This window comes from Paenibacillus polymyxa, assembly GCF_018614975.1.
Classification (GTDB): domain Bacteria; phylum Bacillota; class Bacilli; order Paenibacillales; family Paenibacillaceae; genus Paenibacillus; species Paenibacillus polymyxa_E.
The window spans coordinates 1-16,191 of record NZ_JAGGNR010000059.1; the positions used below are offsets into that span (position 1 = coordinate 1).

15 protein-coding genes are annotated in these 16,191 nt (G+C 45.0%); 4 read left to right on the plus strand and 11 right to left on the minus strand.

Annotation, left to right across the window (positions count from 1 at the left end; translation table 11 throughout):
* Positions 1-543: 543 nt before the first annotated feature.
* From J7E78_RS28380 to J7E78_RS29900, 7 genes are all read right to left on the minus strand, one after another.
* Positions 544-1,719 (minus strand): YhgE/Pip domain-containing protein, encoded by a 1,176-nt coding sequence (locus J7E78_RS28380; RefSeq protein WP_215080116.1) that lies wholly within the window; start codon positions 1,717-1,719, stop codon positions 544-546.
* An 81-nt stretch (positions 1,720-1,800) separates the two neighbouring features.
* Positions 1,801-2,232 (minus strand): MarR family winged helix-turn-helix transcriptional regulator, encoded by a 432-nt coding sequence (locus J7E78_RS28385; protein ID WP_215080118.1) that lies wholly within the window; start codon positions 2,230-2,232, stop codon positions 1,801-1,803.
* Positions 2,233-2,397: 165 nt separating this feature from the next.
* Positions 2,398-2,565, minus strand: a complete 168-nt coding sequence (locus tag J7E78_RS28390; RefSeq protein WP_074093608.1) for a DUF3934 family protein — start codon at positions 2,563-2,565, stop codon at positions 2,398-2,400.
* A 137-nt stretch (positions 2,566-2,702) separates the two neighbouring features.
* Complete coding sequence (locus J7E78_RS28395) at positions 2,703-3,923, minus strand: MFS transporter (protein WP_215080120.1); 1,221 nt, start codon at positions 3,921-3,923, stop codon at positions 2,703-2,705.
* Positions 3,924-3,955: 32 nt separating this feature from the next.
* Positions 3,956-4,555 (minus strand): TetR/AcrR family transcriptional regulator, encoded by a 600-nt coding sequence (locus tag J7E78_RS28400; protein WP_215080154.1) that lies wholly within the window; start codon positions 4,553-4,555, stop codon positions 3,956-3,958.
* 126 nt (positions 4,556-4,681) lie between these two features.
* On the minus strand, positions 4,682-5,830 hold the full coding sequence (locus tag J7E78_RS28405) for a S1C family serine protease (protein ID WP_215080122.1): 1,149 nt from the start codon (positions 5,828-5,830) through the stop codon (positions 4,682-4,684).
* A 14-nt stretch (positions 5,831-5,844) separates the two neighbouring features.
* Complete coding sequence (locus J7E78_RS29900) at positions 5,845-7,092, minus strand: FxLYD domain-containing protein (protein ID WP_215080124.1); 1,248 nt, start codon at positions 7,090-7,092, stop codon at positions 5,845-5,847.
* A 347-nt stretch (positions 7,093-7,439) separates the two neighbouring features.
* Between J7E78_RS29900 and J7E78_RS28415 the strand changes: the two genes are divergently transcribed.
* Positions 7,440-8,195 (plus strand): class I SAM-dependent methyltransferase, encoded by a 756-nt coding sequence (locus tag J7E78_RS28415; protein WP_215080126.1) that lies wholly within the window; start codon positions 7,440-7,442, stop codon positions 8,193-8,195.
* Positions 8,196-8,305: 110 nt separating this feature from the next.
* Here the strand turns inward: J7E78_RS28415 and pbp4 are convergent, their stop codons facing one another.
* On the minus strand, positions 8,306-10,393 hold the full coding sequence (pbp4, locus tag J7E78_RS28420; RefSeq protein WP_215080128.1) for a penicillin-binding protein PBP4(5): 2,088 nt from the start codon (positions 10,391-10,393) through the stop codon (positions 8,306-8,308).
* Between the two features lie 176 nt (positions 10,394-10,569).
* On the opposite strand from pbp4, the gene J7E78_RS28425 reads away from it, so the two are divergent.
* The gene (locus tag J7E78_RS28425) at positions 10,570-10,974 is read left to right on the plus strand and encodes a CBS domain-containing protein (protein WP_062836321.1); all 405 of its coding nucleotides are present in this window, start codon (positions 10,570-10,572) and stop codon (positions 10,972-10,974) included.
* Between the two features lie 101 nt (positions 10,975-11,075).
* Here the strand turns inward: J7E78_RS28425 and J7E78_RS28430 are convergent, their stop codons facing one another.
* A complete protein-coding gene (locus tag J7E78_RS28430; protein ID WP_215080130.1) occupies positions 11,076-11,516 on the minus strand; it encodes a hypothetical protein in 441 nt (146 codons plus the stop codon).
* Positions 11,513-11,740, minus strand: a complete 228-nt coding sequence (locus J7E78_RS28435) for a hypothetical protein (protein WP_215080132.1) — start codon at positions 11,738-11,740, stop codon at positions 11,513-11,515. Before J7E78_RS28435 ends, J7E78_RS28430 begins: the two co-directional genes overlap by 4 nt.
* A 249-nt stretch (positions 11,741-11,989) precedes the next feature.
* Between J7E78_RS28435 and J7E78_RS28440 the strand changes: the two genes are divergently transcribed.
* Positions 11,990-12,592 carry a hypothetical protein gene (locus J7E78_RS28440; RefSeq protein WP_215080134.1) on the plus strand — a complete coding sequence of 201 codons (603 nt, stop codon included), beginning with the start codon at positions 11,990-11,992 and terminating at the stop codon, positions 12,590-12,592.
* 238 nt (positions 12,593-12,830) lie between these two features.
* Positions 12,831-14,432: a CAP domain-containing protein gene (locus J7E78_RS28445; protein WP_215080137.1), complete on the plus strand. Its 1,602-nt coding sequence runs from the start codon at positions 12,831-12,833 to the stop codon at positions 14,430-14,432.
* Between the two features lie 312 nt (positions 14,433-14,744).
* On the opposite strand, the gene J7E78_RS28450 is transcribed toward J7E78_RS28445, so the two are convergent.
* Positions 14,745-16,088, minus strand: a complete 1,344-nt coding sequence (locus J7E78_RS28450) for an MFS transporter (protein WP_215080139.1) — start codon at positions 16,086-16,088, stop codon at positions 14,745-14,747.
* Between the last annotated feature and the right edge of the window lie 103 nt (positions 16,089-16,191).

The following is a 16,191-nucleotide window of genomic DNA, read 5'->3' on the forward strand; positions in this document are numbered from 1 at the left end:
TTTCAAAGATCAAACTTATTTCGTTACCGAATGTTATTCTCTTCAGCAACTCTTATATAATAACACTTCCGAACCAACTTTGCAAGATCTTTTTTTAAGTTTCTTTCGAAGCTTATTTCAATCGCTTGCCGCACCGTGTAAACCGTGCTTTCTTGACCGGACTAATAATATATCATGCATAGATATTAATTACAATACTTAATTTAATAAAATTCATTTATCACAATCAACTACCTTTACTGCGTCGCTCTCATCTATTTCAGTTGTATAGTTTTTATAGCCTAAAATCCATTCATACAACGTTATACATGTCTAATTATTTTTAGAATTACTAGGACTAAATCTCCTCTCATATATTATAGCTTCATTAATATGCTCAATTTAGGTTGTCCTTTTATCAAGGTCATGCAAGATTACTGGGGGCACTGTAAGTTACCACGAGTATAAGTATTATAGAAAATAAACAAAAAAAGTGATGCACGCATATAACTATACGTGAACCACTTTCTTGTATGTTATTACATTATATATAGAAGGAAACTCTTAATGTTGTGCCTGTGCTGATGCTGGAGGCGTCATCGTCATTTGTCCATTACCTGCTTTTTGCATGCCAACTCGCAGCACCGTAATCCCCCACGTAATAATCGAGATCAACAGAAGATGAACCATGTATCCACCCACTGCCTCTCCACTATAGATCAAACGCATAAATCCCTGTACTCCATTGGAAGCGGGCAGAAAGTTTCCGATATAACGGTAGAATGGCGCCAGCATCTCGGCTGGAATGATATTTCCTGCTGTCATCAACTGGAGCGGAACCATCGCTACATTAAATAGAGGGCCTGCATTGCCAAACAGGGCAAAACTCATTTGTGTAAAACAGATACAAGCCAGACTCACCAGCACATGATAAAGATACAAAGCGCCGAAGGAGCTCGCAACATCCGTGAACTGAAGAGCTACTATATCCACAATTAGAGGAACGATCACTGCTATACATAACAACAACATTTGCCGTCCCCAGAAGATTTCCCATTTGGAATGGGTACGCTTCATGATATTCGACGTAATATTGAACTGAATGTTCATGGTCATCGAAGCAATGTAGGTGATAAAACCCAGAATCATCGGTAGCATTGATGTTGCAAAATCACTTACGCTGTTCGTTTTATTAATTTCAGCCTTCACAGGCCCTTCATTCATCTTCGCCATCGCTTGTCCAATGGCTGCACTCAGTTCATCGCTGTTTATACTATCGTTATTGAGTGTCACTTGAACCTTGGATTCCAGAATCCCTTGACCCATTTGTGCAGTTATTCCGGTCGCAGCATGTTCCACAATGGATTTGGCTACATCGGAATTTCCCTGATTAATATAAAAGGACAAGCTCGCCTCTGTACCTCCTTCAATCTGGTCAGTGAATCCTTCCGGTATAACAATAACCATTGCATAGTTACCTGCATTCATCTGTTGATCAGCTTCCTCGGCAGAACCCAGTACATCGACATGGAAAGGAGCGAGCGTTTCAATCTGCTTCTGCACCTCTGTTCCCTGTGTCCCGTCTTCGTTCACCAGAGCAACTTGAAGTTGATCCACTCTCTCCGTGGCTTGATGATAACCCGTCATCCAGATCACAACAAATAACAACGGAACAATCAATGCAAAAACCAATCCTATTTTTGTCTGTGGCACTTTAAGAAAATCTTTGATGCTTCTCATTCGTTCACGACTCCCGTTAGTTAAAATTAAAATAATTGCACTGCATATATATGCACATGCACATATTTGGCCAAAAAAAATTTATTTCATCTTCTCATAGATGCGATTCATCACATTCATGAATGCTTCAAGCTCTTCAAGGGAACATTCGGCGAGTGCCTCTTGCTCTTGCTGTTTTGCCTTTGGTGTCAGAACGTTATTCATTTCCAGTCCTTCCGCCGTCAAACAAAGCAAAACCGCTCTGCGGTCCTGTGGATCTTCTTCTCTTGTCACCAAACCTTTGCGAATCAACTTATCTATAATTTTGCCTACCGTTGTCTGGTCCCGCACTGTTAATTCAGCCAGTTTTTTCTGTGATATATGGCTTCCAGCCTTGCTCAATTCATTCAAGACTGCAAATTGTTCCGGAGTAATATCCTGTTCACTCAGATTTCTGGTTGTTGTTTTTTTGTACGCCAGATACGTCCGTGACAGAATCAGTCCAAGTGGATTTTCATCCATATTAACAGGCATGCTGTTGCTCCTTTCTCTATATAGTAGCACTACCATCTAATTTGCGTAAGCTCTATATTATTACCAGATCTGCAATACTGTCAATTTAATTTTTTATATTTTCAAGCAAAAAGAGACCCACCCGATAGTCAGGCAGCTCTCTCCTCTGGCATCGTCAAGCCACACTTACTCGGGCTTGCCACTTGAAGTTTCGGTATCGTCCTTCTTCTTTGTACCTTTACTTTTATAAGGCTTCGGTGCACTTTTCGCCCGGTTAGCAGCGGCTTGCCAACGGTTCCAGCCTTTTTTACCTGTACCACGGCCGGTGCCGCCTTTTCCTTTTGCATTGCTCATGTAATCACTCCAATAATCCTGTATATGCTTAAAAATGACCGTCCTCGGCAACTTATTATGCAACCCAGCCCATCTAATTCACTTCCAGCAATTCTTATTATACCAAAAAACGATGCTCCTACGTCTTTTCCGAACAATTACATTTCAGCCTTCGGTTGTTTTACCGCTTTGGCCCCTCTGAGTACCCGTAGGGATAACAGGAAACAGATCGCCAGAACGGCAGCTGCCGAAACATAAGGATAGTTAATATTCACATCGAACAGTGCTCCAGCTACGATTGGACCTGCGATATTCCCCAAACTGGTATACGCCGAGTTCAGTCCGGCCACAAAGCCCTGCTGTTCTTGTGCCAGTTTGGACATCTGTGTACTGATCGCCGGACGTAAAATGTCCATACCAAGAAAGACGATAAACGTCACCACAAGAATGAGCCAGTACGTATGCACGAACAAGGTCAACAGTACAAATACCGCTACAAATAACAGACAGACCGAAATAACCATCTTTTCACCAAACCGGTTGAGCAACCAACCAATCAGGGATACTTGCACAACCGCACCCGCAATAGAACCAAATGTAATAATGAATGCAATGTCTTTCGTCGTGAAACCAAACTTGTGATCCACAAACAGTGAAAATACCGTCTCATAGTTCGCCAGACCAAATGCCATAACAAACACGATAATCAAGCTGAAAAAGTACGGTTCACGATACGAATTCAGCAGTTGGGATACCATACCCGGAGCTTTGACCTTCACTGCGCCAGCCACAGGTTTACTTTGCTCTCCTGTACTTCGCGCCGATTCAGGCAAAATAATCAATGTGATAATTGATGCCAGCAAACCGGCAACCCCTGCAGCATAGAACGGAATTCGAATGCCAAAGTCTGCAATGTACCCACCAATTCCCGGACCGATGATAAATCCCGTTGTAATCGCTGCATTAATCAATCCCATACCTTTGCCGCGTTCTTCCTCTGTTGTAATATCCGCGGTGTAGGCCATAACTGCCGGGAAGATCATCGCTGCTCCAATACCACCCAGCATCCGGGCTGCGAAGAGCAGCACTGGTGCATTGACCGCACCGAACATAAACTCGGATACGGCAAAGATCAGCATGCCGCCAACGATAATTTTTTTACGTCCCCATGTATCCGACCAACGACCCGCAAGCGGGGAGAACAGAAACTGGGTGAAGGAAAATGCCGCTACCAGCAATCCAACCGTGAATCCGGTGATATGCAGTAGATCCATATACGCAGGCATGATCGGCACAACGAGACCAATACCAGTAAAAACAAGAAAAATATTAAACATTAACAGCAGCAGTGCGCCCCTGTTCCGTGTTAGTAATGCCATGATTCCATCCTCCGTAGTTGTCAAAATGTTGCTTAAGCTTTATCTTTTGCAATCCCATGCAAGAATACACTGGCAGCCTGTCGGTATAACGCAAGAGCCTGATCAGGCTCCATCCTCCGTGACATCTGACTAAGACCAATAATGGTACTTTCCAATATCAGTGCGAGATGATCTACATTGTCTGCTTTGAACTCACCGCTCTCAATGCCTTGTTCTATCATTTGTTTATTAAATTGAATATGCCGCTCAAACATTAAGGATATCCGCTCCTCAATATCATTTTCTTTCTTTTCCCCTGTGAAGAACTCATCAGCCGCCTTCGTCAGCGGGTGATTCATATCGTCCAGAACTAATTGTTCCGCCAAACCATAAATCTTCTCCGTGGAGGTGCGATAGAGATGTTCTTTGGCCGCCCAACTCGCTTCCCACTCCCGATCCCACTCATCGATTAGATAGAGGAACAGGCCTTCTTTACTTTTAAAATGGTAATATATATTGCCCTTGCTGCTGCCCGTCGCAGCTACAATATCCTCAATGGACGTTGCTTTATAACCTTTTTGTACAAAAAGGGCTTTGGAAGCATCCGCAAGTTTCTTCTTGGTCTGCTCGGTTTGAAGTTGCTTTTTATTCATATTCATTCCATTTCACTCCGTCCCATGCATACTGAACATTCGTTCTGTATTTTAACAGATGCACCCAATATAAGCAATGAAAAAGGAGAATTGGCACATCAGCCAACTCTCCTTTGATGATTTATTTTATGTTATTTTCTTACCTTTACCATGCAATATTTTCAATTGACCATTCTCAGAAGCAACCTGATATGTAACCCTATACTTCGTCGTTACATATTCGCCGTCCCTGCGTTCATCGGCTGTAATCACTGCTGTCACTTCCATCCCATCATTGCCCTTGTCTATAGAAGAGACCTCTCCAATAGTCACATAACTGGTATTGAGGTAACCCTCACGAAATTTGGCATAACTTGTGCCGCTCTGCCATTCACTGCCGAGCAAAGCATAAGCTGTAACATAGTCACTTAGATTCAGATTGTTGTAAAAATCGGTCACCACCCCTTCTGCTTTTGCAGAAGCTGAGATCGGTCCCGATCCATTACCACCAGCCGTCTGAACCGCCGTTGTGCTGGATGGCTTCTTGGACCAGGCTTGCACCTGCTTCAGCACGCTGGTGATAGGGATACTGAACCCAATCCCGCCCTCCTGCTCCACAACGGCTGAGTTAATACCAAGTACTTCGCCCGTCTCTGCGTTGATTAGTGGTCCGCCACTGTTGCCATGGGTAATCGGCGCCGAGATCTGATACAGATTGCTGTAAATGTAAGGCGCAATTTCGAAGCTGCGTCCAACACCGCTGATAATGCCTGTAGTTACCGTGTTCTCGAACCCGAGCGGGCTCCCTAGAGCTAGGATTTCGTCTCCAGTCTCGGCTTTAGATTTGGCGATAGCCAGCGGTTTCACCTTTTTCAGATCAGGTACTCGAACGACAGCAATATCTGTTTCTTCCCCGATTCCGATTACTGTTCCTTTATATTCCTCATGATTCAGGGTACGTATCGTCACTTCCTTCGAACCTACTACCACATGAGCATTGGTTACAACATCTCCCTGATCATTATAGAGAAAACCGGAGCCTAGTCCGCTGCTGCTCTCGATCGTAACCACTTTCTTCTGACTCTCTTCAATAATCTGTTTACGTGTTTTCTTCACGACTGTCTTGGAGGACGGTTTGGATGCTACGGTTTCTGTTTCCTTCGCATTAACAACAGCCAATCTGGGCTCAGCCTGCAACTGATCTGCTGTATAACTGTGAATCCAGAACACGCCTCCTGCTCCGACTCCTATAATGATTGCACTGGATATAATGGTGCTCCATATTCGTTTGCCCATTCCAACCTGTCCTCCTATTCCAGATACCACGTTGCATTCACAACAGATACTTCTGCTTCTTGGTATACACCATAGTAATACGTCTCAAAAAATCCTTCTTCACCCACTTCAATCCAGCTTGGATACACATCCACATAGGTTTGGCCCAAATAAGTACCGTCTGTACCATAAATATCGACCATGACGGTGACGGAAGAGATCGGCCGAGTTGCATTGTTAATGATTGAACCGCTAATATACAGGTCACCATACATATCAAGCGTTGCTTCGACATTCACAATGCTCACTGCTGACGTTCGATTCTTCAGATCTTCTTCTGCTGCCTGTTGTTCGGCAAGTTGGATCCGTTCGGCTTCCGCTTTCTCGAAACTCTTCTTCTCACTCAGCACCCGATCACGATACGCTGTCAGTTTGTCATCCTCCGGCGCATAAGACAGCCCTTGATCGACCGTTTGCAATGCCGCTATAAAATCCTTTGTCTTGACTTGCTGCTCAGCCTGCTTGTAGCTAATCCCTGCCAGCTTATCAACAATTTGCTTCTCTACTGCTTCGGCTTCCTCACCCTTCAGATTCGATATCGTATCCAGCTTCTCAGCCAGCGCCTCTACTGTCGTCAAACTATCGATTTCTTTTTTCACCTTCAATACAGCCAGCGTAATCTTTCTATTACTTAATGTGGCACGTACTTTGGTGAAAACGAGCTCTTCTCGCTCTTTCAGTGCTTTCGCTACTGCCTGAATGGATTTGTCTCCTTCTGAGAGTTTTCCTGTTTTCAGACTTGTGGCAGCCTCATTCAACTGATTCATCAGATTGAACGCTTTCGCCGTAATTTGCCGATCCTGTATAAGTGCATCATAGTTCGGTCGTTTCGCTAGAGCGCTGTCCAGCAGTTGGAGAGCCTCTTTATATTTCCCCTCTAGTGCAGCCTGTTCCGCCTGTTGGTGCAGTGATTTGACCTCTGCATTGATACCTGTTTCCTGCTTGTAATAATACGTTAGCAAAGCACCTACAACTACTGCCAGAAGTAAGGGAATAATCCAGCTAAATGCAAGACCTTGACCTGTATTTCCTTGTTTGGAAGCCGGTGGTTGCTGCTGCCGGGACAAGGAATCAAGTGCTTTTCGCGTTTCTTTATCCACGTCTATGGCTGTTTCTGCCCAGATCTGTTCCTCGGTAGAGCTTGTTTCCTTCAATTTGGTTCTACACTTTGTGCACGTGTTATCCGCCGGACCGTTTTTGGCCCCACATACATGACAATACACCCTAATCCCTCCACTTAAGAACGTATGTATACTTCGCTTTCCTGGGGTTCGTCTATCACATCAATTGCTAAAAAACACCAACATGAATCGATAATTATCATATAGCAAAAAGGAATATTGCACCATATGTTCTATAGATATCATGCTTGAACGAGTCATACTGGATGCAAAAGAACCTTCCTATTAATCTAGGAAGGCTCTAGTTATCGTCGGGCTGGGTCAAAACGCGTACCAGCTATCAAGGGACACGTCTGTCCAATTTGATCCTATTCGAGCATTTACACTAGAACGATTTCGCACAACTCTCTTGTCCTGTTCAAACAAACTCACATTGGAGGAATATGAGAATGAAAAACAAAATAAATTACGCTGACTTTTATGAACGCGTAGGCCGGACGAATGGCTGGAACTTCAGCTCCATGAACGTTGTCTCGGAGAAAATTGGATGGAACTTCTATGAGGAAGTTGTTCGCCATACGCGATCGTCCGATCTGTTGCTGGATATTGGAACAGGTGGTGGAGAAGCCATTCTGTCCATTGCGGAAGAAACTTTATTGCTGGTGGGAATTGATCTCGCTCAAGGAATGATTGAGACCGCACAGCATAATCTTCAGGCTATGGGCGGTCATTCCAATGTACGCTTTCTTCATATGGACGCAGAAAAACTGGATTTTCCAGATTGCTTCTTTAATGTGGTATCTTCCAGACACTCTGGGTTCTCTGCTTCAGAAGTATTCAGGGTTCTTGCTGAGGGTGGGATATTTCTAACCCAGCAGGTCAGCGAACACGATAAATCCAACATTTCAGAAGCTTTTGGCCGTGGACAGAGCCTTGGCATTCAACCTGGCACATTGATGGAACGATACAAGCATGAACTTCAAAAAGCAGGTTTCCATGACATTCAGGCCCGTGAATACAATGTGGTAGAGCATTATGCTACACCCGAAGACTTGATGTTTCTCCTAACCCATACCCCCATTATTCCTGATTTCGGAAAGGTAGACACTGACTTCGAGCGATTCCAGCAGTTTGTGAATGAACATCACGACGAGAAGGGCATTCGTACCAACTCGGCACGCTTCATGATCACTGCAAGGAAATAAATGATCCCATATTGAATAAAATGAAACAAAAAAGACCCGGTCACATGTGAGAACCATAACATGGTGACCGGGTCTTTTTATTATGCTTGCGAGGCTATATTAAATCGGAGTTACTGCGTAATCTCCAACTTTTCCAAAAAAGGCTTTAATTTATCCACGACATAGTGGCTTCCACCTCGGCCGTTCACCTCTTCAATTACAGCGGATAACAGGAAGGTCGGAGAGTCGGTATCAAACACTACGAAAAATCCGTTTTCCTGCCCCTTCTCTCCCTTTTTTGCTTTCAGCTCCGCTGTTCCCGTCTTGCCCGCGAGCCCTCCAGAAATTGAATTCAAGGTATGGGCTGTACCTCCCTGCCGGGATACAACTTCTCCCAAAGCATCCTTAACCGTATTTGCGGCTTCCGGAGTAATGATTACCTCAGGCTCAGTGCTTTCTTTTCCCTCGATCAGAACAGGCTTCACCAGCTTCCCCTCATTAATAAAAGGCGTAAATGACGATGCCAGATGAATCGGGGACATTAACATCTCCCCTTGCCCGTAGGACGTATCTGCGAGTAACACCTCGGAAGATAGATCCAGATGCGCTTCGTTGGCATATTGGCTTGGCTTCAGATACAGTTCATCCAGTCCAAAGTTATCGCCAAAACCAAACTTCTGGATCCCCTCAATAAACTTGATGTTGCCCATCTCGATCGCTTCCATGGCAAAGTAAATATTGTCCGAGTACACCAGTGCATCGACCATGTTAACCGGGGATAAACTCTTCACACGCTTGACATAATAACCGCCCCAGCTATCGTCTTTGCGCCATTGCAAGCCAGAGATATCATGGGTTTTGTCCGCTGTGGTCACCTTCTCCATCAGTCCCGCTGCGGCTGTAATCGCTTTGAAAGTTGATCCTGGTGCATACCGGGTAGTGACTCTGTTGATAAAAGGAAGTTTCTCATTCGCCGAATAAGCATCCCACTCTGCTTGAGTAAGTCCCGTAACCATCTTGTTCGGGTTATAGGAAGGCGCACTGACCAACGCCAGCAGGTTGCCGTCCGTCGGATTCATTAGAACCATTGCACCGGCGTCTCCACCACTGGATAATGTCTGATATAATTTCTTCTGCTGTTTGGAGCTAATCGTCAGTTGAATATTCTGTCCATCTACAGCATCCTTGCGAATAAGCTCAGAACGGGAGTTACCGGATTCATCCGTGATTTCAATCAGACCACCACGTTCACCACGTAGCTGCTTCTCCATGGACTGCTCCAAACCCGCTTTGCCGATCCAATCTTCTGCGCGATAATACCCTTCCGTATCCTTATCCAGATCTTCCTTGGTGGCTTTGCGCACGTAACCAATCAGGTGTGCAGCCGCATCGCCGAGTGGATAATAGCGGATTTCCTTGCTTTGCATCGTAACCCCGCTTAAAGATTCTGGCACGTCAAACTCCTCCGTTGAACCAATCGGGACAAAATACTCCGGCTTCACCCATGTCTGCGCAAGCGCCTTGTGGATGGCATCTTCCGAAACCTGATAATGACTCGCGATTCGGGTAATCATCTGGTCCGGGTTGTCACCAAGTTTCTCAGGTACTATGCCCCATTCATTCATCGTGCCCTTGGTAGCGAGCGGCAAACCATCACGATCCACAATGTCTCCACGCTCCGGGAACAATGTCCTCACTCGTACCTTACTGCCCTTAACCATGTCATTCAGGATCAGCGAAGGCTGCCAGTTAATTTTCCATATTTTTCCTCCGTCCTCAAGCTCCTGCCGGACCAGTTTTAATGTATGCGTCTCACTGACTTCTCCCAGAAAAGTTGTCAGTTGCAGGTTGTAATCCACCTCATACGTATCCGGATTTTGTTTTTCTGCATCGGTCTTACTGCCATCGGGAGCCGTTTCGGCAACATCCACAGGTTTAACCTCCGCCTTGACGGTGGATACTTCCATACCCGAATAGATCGCATTGTATTTCTCAACAAATTGTTCCCTGTCCATGCCCGACTCTTGCAGCGAAGCAGGCGTCATCAAGGTATACAGCTGTTCAAATTCTTTTTTTTGCAGATGCTCTATGTACTGATTCACGGTAGTCTGGGGCTTGGCCTCTGCTTCTTTGTTATTCTGCATGTATAGATACATTCCGATGCCACCTGCAAACAAGATGGGCAGCAGTCCGTACATTAATTTACGTTTGGATTTCATGGTTACATCACCTCTAATATACACTATAGATTTCCAGAGCCATTTAAACAATGAAACAAATCTGACGAATTTATCATTAAAAATAGCCGAAAGCTCACATAATATGTTTAAATAAGAATAGTGAATTACATATTAAAGCTTTTTTGCTATGCAAAAGGCTGAAAAGGAGCCCGATGATGGAAATCAGCTATTTTTTACTCCCCAAAGCCGAAGTGGCCTATATCAAGTCTACCGCTTCCATGAAAGATGCTATTGAGCAATTGGAATCGCAACACTACACCGCCATTCCCGTGATTGACCAGGATGGAAAATATGTTGCTACCCTGTCCGAAGGCGATTTGTTATGGAAAATGCGAAATACACCCGGATTGACTTTTGATACGATGGATCAGGTTCAGGTCCATGAGATTAACAATCGGGTATATAATGAATGTGTCTACATTGAGGCTGAGATGGAGGATATGCTGACACTTGCAGCAGACCAAAATTTTGTGCCCGTGGTGGATGTCGATCGTGTCTTCCTCGGTATTATCCGTCGTAAGGATATTATTGAATACTATACGCGTAACATTTCGGATTAGATGAAGCCAAACATCCCGTAATAATCAAAAGGGTACTCCTGTGGTCATGTTTTGGCCAAACCGGGGTACCCTTTTTGTTTCATGGTATGGTCGGAATCACTCTACTTGCGTTTAGCCCGCTCTTCAATGTAATAATTCAACATGTCCCTGGGGCTTCCCTGAAATGCCCGCTCTCTGCCGAACTCATACGCCTGATGCAAATACGAATACGCCTCGTCATGCTGTTCAAGTCTCATGCAGATCATACCGAGATCGATCAACGGACTCGTACTTCTATCCGAACTCCGCGTTTGCAACGATATCTCAGCCCACGGCTTCGCCAGTCCATACTGCTTCAGATCGATATGTGCATTCGCCTGGCAGGATGCGATCCAGCTTGCAATCTCCCATTCCATCTTAGGCTCGGGCAACATGCCCCATGCCTGATCATAATAGATAAGTGCTTGTTCATGTTGTTGCGTCTCCTCCAGCACATTACCGGCTTCTACCGTTTCAACAATGCGCTGCTCCAGTTCGGCATGTTCCGGTGTCAGATCTTTCAATGAACCGTCTCCTCCTCCAGGACGAAATACCACTCCAGAAAAGCACTGAAATCAGCCCACTGCGGCTTACTCTCACCATTAAGAAACCGTTCGATGGACTCGCCCAGTTCCACCAGCACCACTTCTCCCGTCTGACGGTTGTAGAAAAAACCAGCTTCACCTTCAAAACTGTCCAGTGGAATATATGCCTCGGGTAGTCCCAGTGTAAGCTGTGCTACGTTCATGTCTTCCTGGTTCGATTACATGTTCATTCATATTCATTAGAGGACTCCTCTCAGAGAGCGATATGGGGCACGGTTCTCCATGATCCATTCATGAAAACATTGTTCCATACATGATATATGATATACCTCCGATATGTCCTACAGTTACTGTATCAAAAGAGCAGGTAGATTGGAAATAGTGCCTTAATCTGGTGCAACTTTCTTCTCACTCGTTCGTCTAACTACTGACCAACAACGAAGGAGATGACTATGCGAATAACTTGCAGCCCCGGTTTTCCTGGAAGCATGATTGGATCAATTGATCTTCAGCCATCGAAGTATTACACCGCACCATCCATGAACAGCAAGATCACAGATTATGTTGACCCCGAACTCGTTACCATTCCCTATGTGGAAGATCCGGAATTCGGATCACACTTTGACGCCATGAAGGTTATGAACGGAACTTATAAAGATGAAATGCATGTGAGCTATGATGTCGAGTTTACGATTGATGTGGACAAAAAAGGTTATATTACGCAATTTGAACATACGTTCCAGCTGGAGCGTTATCTGGATCTGGTGCGAACACAATCTTATAAAGTGATCAAGACAAAATGGCGTGGACAAACATTTCACGTGATGACTTACAGTTACCTGGAGGAAGTCATTCATCCGAAGAATGTTCTTCTTAAATGTAATCGCGCAGAAGACGTATTTGTGGTAGCTGAGCTTGTCTCCAATCGCTCCGATGGAAATGTAGCAGAACACGATATCAGAGATCTTCATTTCCGTGCATTAATCTCCGCACGAGATGATCTGTACCCATTAGATTATATGTGTGAGCCTGATTTCGACCTGAGTCTCGACTAAAAAGTAGATACATATGTAAAAAGAGCATAAGCTATCCCGAATCGGCGGGGTGGCCTGTGCTCTTTTTTCAACAAATGAACCACCAACTCCCTAATTTAACCCCCCCTCCTTCACACGCTCGGCCTTATGCTCCCCATGCCTGGCTCTAAGCAAAATCAGCTGTAATGTCGATGAATATACCATAATGCTGAACATGCAGATGTTCTTCCTACGTTCAGAGATGAGAGGGGTTGGAAACATGGTTTACCGGAAAAATAAAATGCATTCACTGTTCACTCTGCCCTTGGCAGGTTTACTGTTTCTGTTATGGGGTGCTCAAGCGGCACATGCAGAACAGATCGACAGTTTGTTACCTGAGCGAAGTCAGCAGGAGATTGTCCAGAAGTGGAATCAGTGGATGAATGGCAATGATACATCTCCCCTGTATACAAAGATACCTTCGACAAGTGCTCCCTACTCTGCTGGTGTGGTCAGTGACGCCTATCTGGAACAAGGGCTGAACGCAGCCAACTTTTATCGTTTTATCACGGGGCTACAGGGCGATCTTGTCCTTGATCCGACACTGAATCGTCAAGCCCAGCATGGGGCTGTTGTGGTCTCCACGGGTGGATACCTGTCCCATTATCCAGATCAGCCGGGAGATATGCCAAAGGATTTCTTTGACACCGGTTCAAAGTCTGCCAGCAGCTCCAATCTGTACGTTACCAGCAGTGCCAAGAATAACGTCCTGACAAAAAGCATTCAGGCCTATATGAATGATTCCGATGCCTCCAATATTGATCGATTAGGTCACCGACGCTGGATTTTGAGCCCACAACTGCAACGAATCGGTTTTGGACTCGCCACTCGTAGTGAAGCAGGCAAGACATATGATCAGTACTATAGTGCCATGCAGGTATTTGATAAAAGCAGAACGGGGGGAACTTCGTTCAACTACAGCCTGTTCCCGAATCAGGGCGCATTTCCAATCGAAGCTTTTGGCAGCAAACAGGCCTGGTCTGTTCAACTGAATACAGATGTATTTGCGAAACCATCACGTTCTGAGGTACAGGTCGAGATGACTCGGACTTCCGATCAACGTACATGGACCTTTAATGCCAAGAATCAGAACAGTGGCTTTCCAACCGGTTATTACAACGTGGACCCTGCGGATAAACAATGGTTTAATCAAGCCTATTTCAATGTAGAGACAGGTGGATATGGATATGGTTACGCCATCATCTTCCGTCCCGACGATGTGCAATTGATAAACAACGGCGATACGTTCAACATTCGAATTACAGGTCTGCAAAAGAAAAACGGTACAGCAGCGGAAATCTCATACTCCACACGTTTCTTCCATGTGGACGGTGTTCAAGATACAACACTTACCCGTATAACGCCAGGACAACAGGACCTGAACGTTCGAACTGGAGAACAGATTGATCTGCCTTCGATCACTGCGGTGAATGATAACGGACCATCCTATGTTCCACAGTCTAACGTTTCCTTCACCACGACGTCAGATCGCATTGCCATTAAGGGTGGAAAAATCATTGGACTTCAGGCTGGTAAAGCCGAAATTCGGATTCGTTTTGAAGGGAATCTGGATGCCAGCAAGCAGAATCCGAAGCTGCGCAATCATGCCTTGAACCGAACAGAAGTAGCCGTAATTGTGGCAGGGCTTGGCGGTAAAAATTATACCCAGGATGAAGATGCCATCCGGTATCTGCTGAACATGGGATACTCTTCCGGCAAAACGGCAGCTACGGTGCAAGGTTATGCGGGACAAGAATCCTTGACCCGGGCTGAGGCCGTTGTTTTCCTACAGAACTTGAAGGATAAAGGCTTTGAACTATGAAGCAGACCGAAGAATACTACCGAAGCTAGCAAGAATGAAAAGAACGGCGGACTACCGGATCAGTGTAGAGGCGGGGCGAACTGCGATTAGTGACTCTACCGAGTAACAACAATTAACCTGCAATATTCCATTGCTCAGGTAGCGTTTAACATGGTTTTACATGAATGAACCTGAATAGGGCACCTCATGGAAGAGGCACGGGATAACCATTCGTTATCCGTACGCTCTTTCTGAGGTGCCTTTTTTGAATTTTTCAGATAAAGAAACTTAGAGATGAACGATGAACAACGGAATCATTAAGATATGCCAGCACTAAGCCCCCACTTCGGTATTCGAGCGAGCAGTAGCATCACGTGGTGTGAAATTGAAATATCCCTCATCCAGTTGCTCCGTCTTGGGAAGATTGCGGGATACTCGATCGAACATCCAGTACACACCTACCAAAACAACGGTAATCCCACATAAAGTAATCACTGTAGAACTGTGTAGCCATACTCCTAAGGTGCCTCCTATCAAACTACCGATTGGCATAGCTATACCGCTTAACGCCATCGTTGCAGAGAAAACCAAACCCAAATACCTCTGCGGCACGCCCTTCTGAACAACCGTATTGATGATAACGTTAACTGCTCCACCGGGAAGCCAAGCCAGTCCGTATACCAGAATACTCAGCCAGCTCCACGGGGTGAATATACAGCCGATCCACGCGATCCCTGATATGATATATGCCACAGAGTACAACAGACCCAAACGAACATTTTCCAGTCTGAGATACGGTGCACATGTTGCGCCAATTACGCTGCCGAGTGCCTGTGCCATTAACATCAATCCATAGATATCTGCCCCGCCAATCTCATCACTGTATATGGGCAGCACACTGAATGTTGCTCCTCCCGCAGCATTGATAACCATAATGCCAAAGAGCAATTTGGCCAATGCCGTTCGTGTCAGCAACTTGATTCCACTAACTAAATCATCCTTGTAATTTCTAAAAAACAAACGAATTCCTGCCGTCTTACTCCTATTAACCGGTTCCATGATCTCATCGTATGTATCCTGTTCCTTCTTCATTTTCGATTCCATGATATAAGGAGCAATCCGTAATTGAGAGAATAACAGCGCACCTATAAAAAAACCGATGGCATTCCAAAAATACAGAGATACCGCCCCTAGCGCAACGATGAGTATCCCCGATATGGCATTACAAGCCACATCAATCCCTTGATAGGCAATAGAGAACAGAGAATTACCTTGCGTTAATTGGTGCTTCTCCAGGACTCTTGGCAGAGCTGACATCTGAACCGGATATACCCAGGTATTACAGATGTTCAGAATAGGGGTGATCACTAATACCAATCCTACGGTAAGAAAATCATAATAGGCTGCGATAGGGACAATTAATAACAATACGGCTTGAATTAACTGACTGTATACTAGAATTCCCCGAATCGGAATCCGATCTATCATAGGTCCAGATAGCAGCTGAATAATTTTCGGCAAAATGGACAGAAATCCTGCGAGTCCTGTATAAAATGATGATCCTCCCAGATTGTAAACCAGCCACATGGCGGATACCGCGTACAAACTATCCCCAATATTAGTCAAAATTCTACCAAAAAACATCAAACTGAAGTTCTTATTTTTGAAAATCTCCATGGCTCACCTCCACCTACGTCGACCTGCATCTCATTCATCCTCCTGGCTACAAAGAATGAAGACAAGCGAAGTCATTAATGCTCCGCTTGGTTCAATCTGATGT

Bases quoted from the DNA above. Each gene is read 5' to 3' on its own strand.
- J7E78_RS28380 (WP_215080116.1), bottom strand. From the start codon at position 1,719: ATGAGAAGCATCAAAGATTTTCTTAAAGTGCCACAGACAAAAATAGGA.
- J7E78_RS28385 (WP_215080118.1), bottom strand. From the start codon at position 2,232: ATGCCTGTTAATATGGATGAAAATCCACTTGGACTGATTCTGTCACGG.
- J7E78_RS28390 (WP_074093608.1), bottom strand. From the start codon at position 2,565: ATGAGCAATGCAAAAGGAAAAGGCGGCACCGGCCGTGGTACAGGTAAA.
- J7E78_RS28395 (WP_215080120.1), bottom strand. From the start codon at position 3,923: ATGGCATTACTAACACGGAACAGGGGCGCACTGCTGCTGTTAATGTTT.
- J7E78_RS28400 (WP_215080154.1), bottom strand. From the start codon at position 4,555: ATGAATAAAAAGCAACTTCAAACCGAGCAGACCAAGAAGAAACTTGCG.
- J7E78_RS28405 (WP_215080122.1), bottom strand. From the start codon at position 5,830: ATGGGCAAACGAATATGGAGCACCATTATATCCAGTGCAATCATTATA.
- J7E78_RS28415 (WP_215080126.1), top strand. From the start codon at position 7,440: ATGAAAAACAAAATAAATTACGCTGACTTTTATGAACGCGTAGGCCGG.
- pbp4 (WP_215080128.1), bottom strand. From the start codon at position 10,393: ATGAAATCCAAACGTAAATTAATGTACGGACTGCTGCCCATCTTGTTT.
- J7E78_RS28425 (WP_062836321.1), top strand. From the start codon at position 10,570: ATGGAAATCAGCTATTTTTTACTCCCCAAAGCCGAAGTGGCCTATATC.
- J7E78_RS28435 (WP_215080132.1), bottom strand. From the start codon at position 11,740: ATGAACGTAGCACAGCTTACACTGGGACTACCCGAGGCATATATTCCA.
- J7E78_RS28440 (WP_215080134.1), top strand. From the start codon at position 11,990: ATGCGAATAACTTGCAGCCCCGGTTTTCCTGGAAGCATGATTGGATCA.
- J7E78_RS28445 (WP_215080137.1), top strand. From the start codon at position 12,831: ATGGTTTACCGGAAAAATAAAATGCATTCACTGTTCACTCTGCCCTTG.
- J7E78_RS28450 (WP_215080139.1), bottom strand. From the start codon at position 16,088: ATGGAGATTTTCAAAAATAAGAACTTCAGTTTGATGTTTTTTGGTAGA.